Genomic DNA, 12,634 nt, shown 5'->3' on the forward strand with positions numbered 1-12,634 from the left:
GGCCTCGTCAACGGTTCGCCGTTAGCGGCTGCTGCACTGGGGCTCGACCACCGTATTGAGCGCTAGGAATGCGCCCCGTTTCACGTGAAACGTGGTCTGCTAGCTGGGTCACCTGAACTCTCAAACAGCCGCAAATGCCAAATGGCAACAAGTAACAGCACATCTGGATCATGGCACGTCTGTGCCGCGAGTGATCGGAGTGCGTTGAGAACAGGGGCTTGCTGGCGAGGTTAAAGGGTGGGTGTAGGGGGCTGAGAGGCTCCCGCAGTGCTGACAGTCGACTGGTGTGGTGGAGTCTGGGTCCCAGTACTGGACAGACATGGAACAAATGGAGTGGTCCGACGGGACTCGATTAGGTTCTCATATGAGTTGCGTGAGGTACTCATGTTCAACCGCTACCGACCCACGGGTACCCCGCGGTTGTGCTGCAACGTGGAATCGGCATGACACAACATAGGGAGTGAAGGCGTTGGCGAAAGCAGTCGGTAGCCTAAGTTGAATTAGGCCCGTGGTTCCAGTCGTGACCGTCGCCGTGAGGTGCAGCTGCGATCCACTGGTGTTCGGAGCTCATCATGGAGCCCTCATCACATGACCGGCGCGCGCTCGGCTATCCCTTGAATCTCAGCGTCCGATGGTCTTGTTTCTGAGCGCCGGACCGGACTCTTCGGTTCGAACTTCGAGGTCTCGCACTTGCGAGGTCCGGTGCTCATTCTGCGGCCCGCGCAACCCGCTGACGTGGATATTGGAGTCCTCACACTCTTGTCGTGTCTTCCAGGTCGAGCCGTGCGGCTTTGTAGCTGTCGGGAGCTTGAGACCCGACCTGGCTTGAGGCCCGAACCGAGCTGTCAGCCGTCGGGTTCTGTTCCACGTGAAACGAAGCCAATACCTTCGTCTCGGGGTCTGTGGAAGGGGGGCGATCCATTAAGTCCCATCGTCACAAACAAGGCAGTCCCGTGGGACGTGTAAGTTGCGCGGTCGAATCTCGTCGACCGTCGGTCCGTCCCATCAGGCCCTGTGAGCGGGCCCATACTGGGCCCCAGTAGGGCCGCCGCCTAGGGTCTGGGCGCAGGCTGATCGTGCAACGGACCAGAGCAGAACCAGCCTCTCTTCACGTGTTTCACGTGGAACGAATCTTGAACGCCTAGCCCGCTGGGTGAGACCGAAGCCACGTGTGAAGTACTAGCCTCGGCTCGGCATTTCCAGCGAAGCAAAATACGCAGAGCAGGATGCACGTGAAAGCGTTTGCTGGGCGAGACACGGAGCCCATGCTGCGTCGCGGCGGGCATTAGACGAAGAAGCGTGAATGCTCATGGGCTCGTAGGGGCCCCGTACCGCGGAGATCTCGTTCCACAGTCTCCTTACCCGCACTGCGTGTGCGCAGTTGTTTGACTAATGATTGTCGCCGCATTTTGGGCCCGTAGTGGCGTTTGAGTGGTGGCGGGTGATTAGCCGAGGTGTCAACGAAGTGCCCGCGCCGGTGCATACAGGGGGTGGTACTTTCCCTTCGCCAGCTGCATCGCGATCCTGTTCGTCGACGTTGGGCGCCGTCGCCTGCTGAACATCAACGATTCGCTCCAGTGGTGAGGGTGGGTGCCTCGTAAGAGGGTCGCAAACCCCTTGCTAGTCTCTTGGCCCCCGCAGAGACGGTGGCGGGCGCCAAACAATGGTGGGCTCACGTCCTCCGTGTGTTCCACGTGAAACGGACTGCAGTGATGACGCTGACTTCCTTCAGAGCGATTGAAGGAGGTCAGCGGGTCAAGGTCAAAGGTCAGTGAGAGCCGGCGATCAATCAACACAGGGATCTCGCGCGCAGGCGGCGAATGAGATCGAGTACTCTCCATCTCTCCGTTTCTCCATCTCTCCGTTTCTCCATCTCTCCTTCGCCTCGTCTCTTTGTGTTCCGCGTCCCCGTTGTGTGCTGTGGGGCTATGGGGCCCTGCGGTTTGGTCTGCTGGCCCCTCAGTGTCCTGTCGTGACTTGTGTCCGAAGTCCACGCTGATTCGCGTCTCTGACGGACTGGACTGGTGCCGAGGAAAAGGCAGACTAGGGCAGTCCTGTAGCGGCCGGAGCTCATTGGTTTCGTGGCCTGAGGAAGAGGTGAGTGTCCCGTCGGGCTTATTTCAGCAGCCTCTATCGGTCCTGTCCTCAGATCGTTGCTCCTCGCCGCTACTGCGGCAGCGACGATGACAACCATTGGTCGGGCCCACTGGGACGAACTTGCGCGTCGCACACAGGGGGTGACATTGGGGCAACCTCGATTCAGGCCTGTCGAAAGCTCTGAGGTTCGGTCCGTCCTCAAGTTCTTCTTTCGCACCGATGATCATCGGGCTTTAGCCGACGGCCGTCTCTGTGGTCGATTGCAGGCTCGCTCTGGAACATTGGAGGACGCGGGCAGCTTGGGTGCAATTCCGGCCGTTCCACGTGAAACGTAGTCGTCGAGGTGAATAGACGTCTGAATTTGAGAGGCGCGCCTCACCCTTCGCGCAGATTGCCCGCCACTGCAGTGGCCTGGGCGCGGTGCGAGTCCACTGAGGCGCACACAGCCGTGTGCCCGTTGGTGGAGCAGGTCGTGCTCCTGCTTCGGCCTCCGCTTCCGCGGCGCCGGTTGCATCTCTGAGCTGCGGAGGGGCAGGCCACGCCGTCGCTCACGACAACAACAAGGACGCCGGCCTCCTGACTGCCCCGTCGGTCGTGCTGGTCTCGCTGATCCCTCCCACTTCAAAGCCCGTAGGTCTGGTCAGCAGCAGGGTCCGCAGATCCGTTCGACAACGGGTCCCGACGGGCTGCAGAATCCAGTTCCGCCCCGTGATGGCTCGCCGGGTCCTTGGCCCCTCGCCATCGGCTTCTCTTCTGAAGGTCCGGGTGCTGTTGGCGGTAGACGGTGCGGTCTACGCGGGATGCGCCTACCGCGTTCGGATCGTGACTCAACGCAGGGTGGTGTTGCGCAGTCCAGCTACACGGTCCTGTGGTTTGCATCAATTCGTGTAGAAATTCACGGCGGCGAGCTGTTCGTGCTCGCGGTGGAATGGGAGCGGGTGCCAGGCAGGCACCCGTGCTTTCGTGCAGCTACCCGATGACCAGCGTTTCACGTGAAACACAACCCGTCCGTGGGTCCCTGAGTCCGTGGATCCGCTCCGTGGGGCCGTGGGTCCGTAGGTCCGTGGGTCGGTGAGTCCATGTGTCCATGTGTCCATGTGTCCATGTGTCCGCGTGTCCATCATGCGTACGGCCGTGGGTGTGTACGCGCGTGCGTCACTTCCCCCCCTCACCTCACTCCTGAGGGCTCCCAGTCTGACGCTACGAGGAGGCAGGGCTTGGGTAAAAACGAGTTCGAGTGGACTGGTCGAGCCTTTTCAGATCCGGCTGGGACCAGCTCTTGGTGTCGGCTGTCTCCACGGCACCTCAACCCTCTAGCTGAAGTTGATGATGCCAGGCCTATGTTCCACGTGAAACCAACTACCCCCACCGCGGTGCACTGATTCCACAAGCCTGAGCGTCACCGCGTTTCCGCGTGCGATCTGGGGCACAATTGAGACGTCTACTTGAGGGAGAGCATTCTTGAAAGCTTCATCTGCCGGCGATGCCGCTTCGCCACCAGCGTCGCAGCTCGACGATTCACCGCTCGCCACGGCTCTCTCTGAACTGAACCAGCGGAGAAAGAGCCTCGTCAAACGAGAGGTTCCCCTCCCCGATCACACGCGCATCTTCACGATCTCCAACCAGAAGGGTGGAGTCGGGAAGACAACAACCGCGGTCAACCTCGCGGCGGCCCTCGCGACGCTCGGCGCCCGCGTTCTGGTCATAGACCTGGACCCACAAGGCAATGCTTCTACTGCGCTCGGTATCGAACACCGTGGTGAGACCGCGGGAACCTACGAGGCTCTCCTCGACGGAGAACCGCTCAGCGAGCTCATGCAGCAGTGCCCAGACATCGACACCCTCTGGTGCGTGCCGGCGACACTGGACCTGGCGGGCGCAGAAATCGAGCTCGTCAACCTCGACAAGCGCGACTACCGCCTGCGTCAGGCAATCGCTGGGCTCCTCGACGAGACCACAGGCACTGACCAGGAATTCCACTACGTCTTCATCGACTGTCCTCCCTCGCTCGGCCTGTTGACGATCAACGCCTTCGTCGCTGCGCGAGAGGTACTCATCCCCATCCAGTGCGAGTATTACGCCCTTGAGGGACTCGGACAGCTGATCTCGAACCTCAATCTCCTGTCACAGGACCTCAACCCGCAGCTTCGACTCACGACGATCCTGCTGACGATGTACGACGGGCGCACCAACCTGTCGCAGGAGGTCGCCGCCGACGTTCGAGAGCACTTCCCACAGGAGACGCTGAAGGTTGCGATTCCTCGCACCGTCCGTATCTCGGAAGCCCCGAGCTTCGGCAAGACCATCATTTCCCACGAACCAACCTCGACCGGCGCGATCGCGTATCTCGAAGCGGCCGTCGAAATCGCCCAGCGAGGAGCATAAACAACATGGCTACAAAAAAACGGACCGGACTCGGTCGGGGCATCGGGGCCCTCATCCCCACGTCAGACCGAGGTGCATCACGCCCCTCCGACGTCTTCTTCGACAGCGACACACCTGCTTATCCCACGACTGCATCGACGCGTACCAATGCAGGAAAAGAGGCGACAACGGTCGCGTCTGATGCCGCCGCGGCCGAAGAGGCGGCATCACTCGACGCGAAGACCGCAGAGACGGGTACGGAAACGAAGCCCCCCGCGACTCGGGCAAGTCGTGCGAGAGCATCAACGACCCAGGCCCCAACGGCCAAGGTGTCTGCTGCCAAGACCCCTGCTGCCAAGTCTTCTACTGCCAAGGCCCCTGCCGGAGCCAAGGCCCGCACCACGGCTGCGAAGGCAGCTTCAGGCGACCCCGCGACTCCGAAGAACGAGGCTGAATCGAAGAAGATCGATTCAACTAGTATGGTCGACGACACCCAGGAGCTCACGAGCACCAGCGCACCGGCGTCGGAGCGTTCGCCCGAAGCGCTCGATGCAACTGCTGCGCCGAGCAGTGCTGACAGCGACAACGGCGTCGTCGACGGAGACGGCCTCATCGAGATCCCTGGTGCGACCCTGCGCGCCCTGGACCCGAGCCGGATCGTTCCGAACGCGCACCAGCCTCGAACCGAGTTCGACGAGGCCGCGCTGCAGGAGCTCATCATCTCCGTCCGTGAGTTCGGGGTTCTCCAGCCGATCGTCGTTCGCCCGATCCCGGCCGACCACCCGCTCCGCGACGAAGCCGACTTCGAGCTCATCATGGGTGAGCGTCGCCTGCGGGCGACGAAGGCAGCCGGTCTCTCGAGCATCCCAGCCGTCATCCGCAATACCGAAGACGACGTCATGCTGCGTGACGCGCTCCTCGAGAACCTGCACCGGAGTCAGCTCAACCCGCTTGAAGAGGCGTCCGCGTACCAGCAGCTCCTCAACGACTTCGGGATCACGCAGGAGGTGCTCGCGGAGCGAATCGGTCGTTCGCGCCCGCAGATCAGCAACACGCTGCGCCTCCTTCGGCTTCCGCTGGAAGTTCAGCGTCGCGTCGCAGCCGGTGTGCTCTCAGCAGGCCACGCCCGTGCGATCCTCAGCGCCGGCGAACCGGCAGCCATGCAACAGCTCGCCGACAAGATCGTCAACGAGGACCTGAGCGTTCGCTCGGCCGAAGCTGCCGCCGCCAAGTCGAGCAGCGCCAAGGCAGACACCCAGGCGCCCATCCACAAGGAGCCCCGCAGCGGCCTCACCGGGTACCTCGACGAGATCGGCGAGCAGCTCGGTGACCGCCTCAACACTCGCGTCAAGGTCACCCTGCGGCGCACCAAGGGCCAGATCGTCGTCGACTTCGCCTCCATCGCGGACCTGAATCGGATCCTCGAGGAGCTCGGGGAGTCGGCACCCGGCAAGTAGCTCGGCCCACGTCGGCGCCGCACCTGGCGGCGCCGACAGCCTGCCCGTCTCCCTGCCGTCCCTGGACTGCTTCGCCACTCGGGTGCAGGTCCAGCGAAGTCCCGCCCAGGAACAGCTGGGGTGGATGCGCGTCGACCGCACATCCACCTCAGCTGTTCTGCGGGGAAGAGCTGCCTACTCGAGTGGTCCGCGCGCTGCGGCAGATGCGGCGAGCTGCGCGTAGATCGCGCTGAGTTCGGAGTCGTCGGCCTCGATGCCGAGGGGCACGATCGAGGTCTCCGTGAGCCCCGGGATGGGGTCTGCCTCGAGGAACCACACGACGCCGGCCTCATCGACGATGAAGTCGACCCGTGCGATGTCGGAGAGACGGATCGTCGCGACCGCGTGCAGGGCCGCCTCGCTGACGCGTTGGGCTTCCTCGTCGGACAGTCTCGCCGGAGCGTAGTACGTCGTCTCACCGGCGTTGTAGCGGGCCTCGTAGTCGTAGACACCCTTGTTGGCCACGACCTCGACTGCAGGCAGGGCAAGCGGTTCGCCGTCGAGGTCGAGCACGCCGACCATCACCTCGCGGCCCTCGATGCGCTTCTCGATGAGCACCGTGTCGTCGTAGGTGAACGCGGTGACGAGTGCCTGCGGGAACTCCTCGAACGTCGAGACCGACGTCACGCCCTGCGCTGACCCGCCCTCGACGGGCTTCACGACAGCTGGCAGCTCGATGCCGCGCGCGATGAGGCGCATGACGGCCTCGGCGCCGAGCTCGCGGAACGTGCTGTTCTCGAGCACGATCGAAGGGGGAGTCGACAGCCCTGCTCGCTTCGCGAGAGCCTTCGCGGTCGCCTTGTTCCACGCGAGCCGCGCGGACGTCGGCCGGGACCCCACGTACGGGATGCGTGCGGCGCGCAGCAGCGAGTACAGGGCACCGTTCTCGCCACTCGAGCCGTGCAGCAGGGGCCAGACGACGTCGGGTTTCGACTCTTCGAGAAAGCTGAGCAGGGAGGCGTCGGGTTCGCGGATGGTGACGTTCGCGCCCGCTCGGCTGAGCGCATCCGCGACCCGCCTGCCAGATCGCAGCGAGACGTCCCGCTCATGCGAGATGCCGCCGGAGAGGATGACGACGTGCAGGCCCTCGATGCTCAATGGGGTTCCCTTCGTAGGAGAGTCAGGTGCCGCGGTCAGGAGATGTTGGGCGGCGGCATATTGACGCGGTCCGCGTCGGGCCCGCGCCGCGTCGACGTTCCGAACGTCTCGACGAGGTCGAGTTCGCCGTTGATGACATTCGCGAGACGCCGCACGCCGAGCTTGATGCGCTCGGGGGTCGGGTAGCAGAACGAGAGGCGCATCTCGTGGCGGCCGCGGCCATCGGCGAAGAACGCGGTTCCTGGCGTGTAGGCGACGAGCTCCTTCACGGCGCGGGGCAGCATCTGCTTCGAGTCGAGCTGCTCGGTGAGGCGCACCCACACGAAGAAGCCGCCGTCCGGCTTCGTCCAGCTGAGCTGCGGGAGGTGCTCCTGCAGGGCCTGGTCCATGGCGTCGCGACGCTCCCGGTACACGTCCCGGTAGCCCTCGATCTGCTGTTGCCAGTCGCTCTGCCGCAGGTACTCGGTGACGACCCACTGGTTGAACGTCGACGGGGAGAGGATGGACGCCTCGACGGCGAGGATGAGCTTCTCGCGGATGGCGTGCGGCGCGAGCGCCCAGCCCACCCTGAGGCCCGGCGAGAGGATCTTCGAGAACGACCCGAGGTATACCACGTTCTCTGCATCCATCGAACGCAGCGCTGGCAGGCCGGGCTTGTCGAAGTAGAGGAGCCCGTACGGGTTGTCCTCGAGGATCAGGATGTGCTCGCGCTTGCAGATCTCCAGCACGCGGATGCGCCGCTCGAGGCTCATCGTGACGCCGGCGGGGTTGTTGTAGTTCGCGACGGTGTACAGGAACTTGATGGTCCTGCCTTCGGCACGAAGGTGCGCGATGGTCTCCTCGAGCGCTTCTGGGATGAGTCCGTTGTCGTCGATCGTGACGTGGGCAACGTCCGCCTGGTACGACTTGAACGTGCCGAGTGCACCCACGTAGCTGGGTGCCTCCGCGAGGACGACATCTCCCGGATTCAGGAAGAGCTTCGACACGAGGTCGAGGGCATGCTGCGAACCGGTCGTCGTGACGACGTCGTCCGCTGACGCGTCGTTGATGCCTTCGAGGCTCATGACCTGCAGGATCTGCTCCCGCACCTCGGGGATGCCCTGCCCGCCCCCGTACTGCAGTGCCTCGGAGCCGTGCTCCCGCATCATCGTGGAGAAAGCGGAGTGGATGAGCTCTTCCGGGAGGGCCTGCACGAACGGCATGCCGCCGGCGAGCGACACGACCTCGGGGCGAGAGGCGACGGCGAAGAGGGCTCGGACCTCGCTGGCGGCCAGACCGGCGGTGCGGTCGGCGTAGCTGGTGTACCACGGGTCAAGGTTTCGGCCTGTCTGCGGGCCGACGTCTCCTGGATGCGTCACGGGGTTCCTTCGCGAGAGTCGAAATCCCAGGATACGCCCGCGCCGAGCGTTGTCTCGCGAACCGCATGCAGGAAGTGGACTGATCGGCCCGCGTGCGTGAGCTGCAGGCGAAGTGCGTGCGCAGCCCTGTTTGCGTCCCCAGCCCCCGAATCAGCGCTTCGAGATCGGTGCGCGATGGCCGTCGACAACCTGCAGGAACGCCGTCGGCGCGACCTCGATGTCGAGCCCGCGGCGTCCGCCGGAGACGAAGACCGTCGGATGCGCGAACGCCGACTCGTCGAGGTACGTCGGCAGTCGCATCCGCTGGCCGAACGGACTGATGCCACCTCGCACGTACCCGGTCCGCTTCTCTGCGAGCGCGGTGTCGGCGAGCGCCGCGCGCTTGCAGCCAGCGGCCTGAGCGAGCCCGCGCAGGTCGAGCGACCCGCTGACGGGCACGACGGCGACAGCCAGCTGCTTCTCGTCGAGCTGCACGATCAGCGTCTTGAAGACGCGGGCCTCGTCGATGCCGAGCTTCGCAGCCGCCTCGGCGCCGAACGCAGAGACGCCGGGGTCGTGCACGTAGCTGTGAACCACGTGCTCGACCCCGGCAGCGACGAGCGCCTTCGTTGCGGGCGTTATCGGCACCCTCGCCATGTCTGCTTCCTTCGCCGGTCGGGTCTAGCCCAGGTAGTCGGCGAACTGCTTCTCGAGTGCCGCACGCGGGTATGCGCCGACGACCTCCTTGACGACCTCGCCGTTCGAGAACAGCTTGAGGGCCGGGATGCTCGTGATGCGGAACTTCATGGCCAGGTCAGGCTCGTCATCGACGTTGACCTTGACGATGGAGAGGTTCTCGTGCGCCTCGCTCATCTGGTCGAGCACTGGGGCGACCTGGCGGCACGGGCCGCACCAGGGCGCCCAGAAGTCGACGATGACGGGACCCGGGGCGTCTGCCACGATCTGGTCGAAGTTCGCCGTGGTGGCGACGATCGGTTCTGACATTGGTACCTCCGTGGGAGTTGTCGTGCTTCGTGGTGAATGGTGTTCGGGGCGGAGTGCCTGCTCGGATTGAGTCTGCGTGCGCTCCGGTCGATCAGACGATGACGGTTTCGCTCTCCGTCACCGCGGCGGCTGCCTGGTCTTCCGACTCCTCCGCGATCGGCTCGGGGAGAGCCGCCAGGAACGCTTCCGCGTCGAGTGCCGCGACCGTGCCGGAGCCCGCAGCCGTGATGGCCTGACGGTAGTGGGGGTCGATGACGTCGCCGGCGGCGAAGACACCGGGGATGCTCGTGCGCGAGGAGCGGCCATCCACCCAGATCGTGCCCTCCTCGGTGATGTCGAGGACATCCTTGAAGAGGTCGATGCGGGGGTCGTTGCCGATCGCGACGAACACGCCCGTCACGGGCAGCTCGGTGCGCTCGTCGGTCGCCGTGTTGAGGACGCTCGCCGACTCGACGCTCGCCTCACCGGTGATGTCCTCGATACGGGAGTTGAGCATCCACTCGATCTTCGGGTTCTGCTCCGCACGCTCGCGCATGATGACCGATGCGCGGAGGTTCTCGGAGCGGTGGATGATCGTGACCTTGCTCGCGAAGCGCGTCAGGAAGGTCGCCTCCTCCATCGCCGAGTCGCCGCCGCCGACGACCGCGATGTGCTGGTCCTTGAAGAACGCGCCGTCGCAGGTCGCGCACCAGGAGACGCCGCGGCCCGAGAGCCTGCCTTCAGCGTCGAGGCCCAGCTTCCGGTAGGCGGAACCGGTCGAGATGATGACCGTGCGCGCCTCGAAGTCGCCGCTGTACGACGTGGAGACCTTCTTGACGTCGCCCTCGAGGTCGACTGTCGTGACGTCGTCGTAGACGAGCTCGGCGCCGAAGCGCTCAGCCTGCGCCTGCATGCGCTCCATGAGGTCTGGGCCGAGGATGCCCTCGGGGAAGCCGGGGAAGTTCTCGACGTCGGTCGTGTTCATCAGCTCGCCGCCGACTTCGACGCTCGAGGTGATGACGACAGGCTTGAGGCCAGCACGGGCCGCGTAGATCGCAGCCGTGTAGCCGGCGGGGCCTGAACCGATGATGATGACGTTCCGCATGAGTCCTCCGCACTTCTCCGAGTCGCGGGAATCGCGGCTCGACATACAGGCAAACGCGTTGAGACTAGCGACTATTCCTTCGGACGAGGTGTTGAACCGCGCCCGTCGTCGTCATCGGCCTGGCTCCGGGCCTCACGGGCGAGACGCGCCTCTTCTTCACGGCGGGCGGCCAGCTCGATCACAGCTCGGCGCTCCTCCTCGCGACGCTCCCGGCGGGTGCGGGGCGGTTCCTGGCGGCCGACCTTCGGGATCTCGGTCGTCCGCGAGTGCATGGGCAGGATGATGCCGGCGGTCGAGAGGTCCTCGGTGGCGCCACCGAACGCCCAGGAGGCCGCGTTGACTCGCTCCTCGCGCTGTTCCTGCTCCGCAGCCTGCCTGCGTTCGTCCGCAGGGTCTGGCTCGATCTCCTCGGATGCGAGATTCCATGGCGTCGGTGCCGAGTCCTCCGCGCCAACGGTGACGGTTTCTGGGAACGCCGGAAGGTCATCCTCGTCGAGCCCCTCCTCGCCGGGGCGGGCTGGACTCGATGGCGGGCCGGGCTTGATGCCGAAACGAGCGAGGAGTGGGCCGGCGAAGCCCCGGAACTCGGGTGACTTGAGCAGCCAGAGCAGGGGGAAGTAGAAGAGGGCCATGATGCCGGCGCCGATCGCGCACGAGACGAGCGCCTGGAAGATGCCGGAGCGGGGGAAGCCGTCCTCCTGGAACGTGCCGAGCAGCACCATGACGATCAGGGCTGGGATGGATGCAGCGATGGCCGCGATCGTGAAGCGCACGTAGGAGCGAACGATGTTCGCGAAGTCGAGCTGGCCCATCCGCTTCCGCAGGATGAAGAGCAGGATCGCGAGCCGCAGGGTCGACATGATCGACTGCATCAGGGCGAGGCCCACGACGATGAGCTCGACCGGCCCGATCGCGGCGAGCGCCATGCCGAAGATGTGCAGTGGCAACGTGAAGAGGAACACGAAGAAGATGGTCTTGGTGTCCTCGAGCGCGTAGAAGGCGCGCTGCACGAGGAACAGGCCACTGAACGGGATGAGGCCGACCAGGAACGCGATGAGGATCGCCGCGATCGAGTTGATGCCGGCATCCGTCGTCGCGAAGATCCGCGCGAACGGCACAGCCACGAGTGCGAGGCCGAACCCGGCGAACAGCAAGAACATGCCGATGAGGCGCGAGCCCTCGGAGAGGTCGCGGATGAAGTCCTGGGGTCTGTCGTCACTGATCGCCGCGCTCATGCGGGTGAAGAACGCAGTGGCGATCGAGACGGCGATGACGGCGTGCGGGAGCGCGAAGATGAGGAACGCGTTCTGCATGGCCGCGATCGACGCGTTCTCACCGGATGCCAGGTAGGCGACGATCGTCTCCACGAGCCCCGCGAGTTGCATGACGAGCAGCATGCCGAGCGTCCACCCGGCGAGCTTGCCGACCTGTCCGAGGCCCGTGCCGCGGAACTGGAAGTCCAGGCCGAAGCGCAGGCCCGCGCGACGCCAGAAGAACAGCAGCACGATCGTCTGCATCGCGACGCCGAGCGTGGCGGTGCCGCCGAGCATCGCGATCATCGTCGGGTCCCACGAGTCGATGTTGCGCCCGGTACCCGTCGGGTCGGCGCCGAACACGGAGCTGAACAGCAGCAGGCCTGCGATGCCGACGACGTTGTTGATGACGGGCGCCCACGCGAACGGCCCGAAGAGGCCGCGGGCGTTGAGGATCTCGCCGAGGACGGCGTACATGCCGTAGAAGAAGATCTGCGGCATGCACCAGTAGGCGAACGCCACGAGGAGCCCCAGCTGTTCGGGGCTGAGGCTCGCGCCGTAGAGCGCGCCGATGATGGGCGCGCCCACGGTCGCGAGGATCGTCAGCCCGCCCAGCAGCACCATGGCGAGCGTCACGAGCCTGTTGACGTAGAGCTGACCGCCGTCTTCGTGTCTCGCTGCCTTGACGACCTGCGGCACGATGACGGCGTTGAGGAGCCCGACCGAGATGATCGAGTAGATGTTGCTCGGCAGCTGGTTCGCCCCGGCGTAGGCGTCGGCGGAGACGCCGATGACACCGATCGTCTGCGCGATGACGATGGCCTTCACGAAGCCCAGCACGCGAGACACCATGGTGCCCGATGCCAGGAGCGCGCTCGCCCGAGCGATGCCCTGAGCCAT

At 64.9% G+C, this 12,634-nt stretch carries 8 protein-coding genes; 2 read left to right on the plus strand and 6 right to left on the minus strand.

Translation table 11 applies throughout. The features are described 5' to 3' along the window. Positions 1-3,558 precede the first annotated feature (3,558 nt). The gene (locus tag C5E05_RS11105) at positions 3,559-4,482 is read left to right on the plus strand and encodes a ParA family protein (protein ID WP_104244018.1); all 924 of its coding nucleotides are present in this window, start codon (positions 3,559-3,561) and stop codon (positions 4,480-4,482) included. Between the two features lie 458 nt (positions 4,483-4,940). Beyond that, positions 4,941-5,918: a ParB/RepB/Spo0J family partition protein gene (locus tag C5E05_RS11120; protein WP_104342020.1), complete on the plus strand. Its 978-nt coding sequence runs from the start codon at positions 4,941-4,943 to the stop codon at positions 5,916-5,918. A 174-nt stretch (positions 5,919-6,092) separates the two neighbouring features. Here the strand turns inward: C5E05_RS11120 and C5E05_RS11125 are convergent, their stop codons facing one another. The 6 genes from C5E05_RS11125 to murJ all read right to left on the minus strand — a co-directional run bounded on the left by C5E05_RS11125 (position 6,093) and on the right by murJ (position 12,634). Beyond that, positions 6,093-7,055: a D-alanine--D-alanine ligase gene (locus C5E05_RS11125; RefSeq protein ID WP_104244016.1), complete on the minus strand. Its 963-nt coding sequence runs from the start codon at positions 7,053-7,055 to the stop codon at positions 6,093-6,095. A gap of 35 nt (positions 7,056-7,090) precedes the next feature. Next, complete coding sequence (locus tag C5E05_RS11130) at positions 7,091-8,413, minus strand: PLP-dependent aminotransferase family protein (protein WP_104244015.1); 1,323 nt, start codon at positions 8,411-8,413, stop codon at positions 7,091-7,093. Positions 8,414-8,563: 150 nt separating this feature from the next. Beyond that, positions 8,564-9,049 (minus strand): Cys-tRNA(Pro) deacylase, encoded by a 486-nt coding sequence (gene ybaK / locus C5E05_RS11135; RefSeq protein WP_104341960.1) that lies wholly within the window; start codon positions 9,047-9,049, stop codon positions 8,564-8,566. A gap of 24 nt (positions 9,050-9,073) precedes the next feature. Further along, on the minus strand, positions 9,074-9,397 hold the full coding sequence (trxA, locus tag C5E05_RS11140; protein WP_104244011.1) for a thioredoxin: 324 nt from the start codon (positions 9,395-9,397) through the stop codon (positions 9,074-9,076). 91 nt (positions 9,398-9,488) lie between these two features. Continuing rightward, on the minus strand, positions 9,489-10,481 hold the full coding sequence (trxB, locus tag C5E05_RS11145; RefSeq protein WP_104244178.1) for a thioredoxin-disulfide reductase: 993 nt from the start codon (positions 10,479-10,481) through the stop codon (positions 9,489-9,491). Positions 10,482-10,552: 71 nt separating this feature from the next. Further along, on the minus strand, positions 10,553-12,634 hold the full coding sequence (gene murJ, locus C5E05_RS11150) for a murein biosynthesis integral membrane protein MurJ (protein ID WP_194686410.1): 2,082 nt from the start codon (positions 12,632-12,634) through the stop codon (positions 10,553-10,555).

Origin of the sequence: Pseudoclavibacter sp. AY1H1, assembly GCF_002931055.1 — a bacterium.
Taxonomy (GTDB): Bacteria; Actinomycetota; Actinomycetes; order Actinomycetales; family Microbacteriaceae; genus Pseudoclavibacter.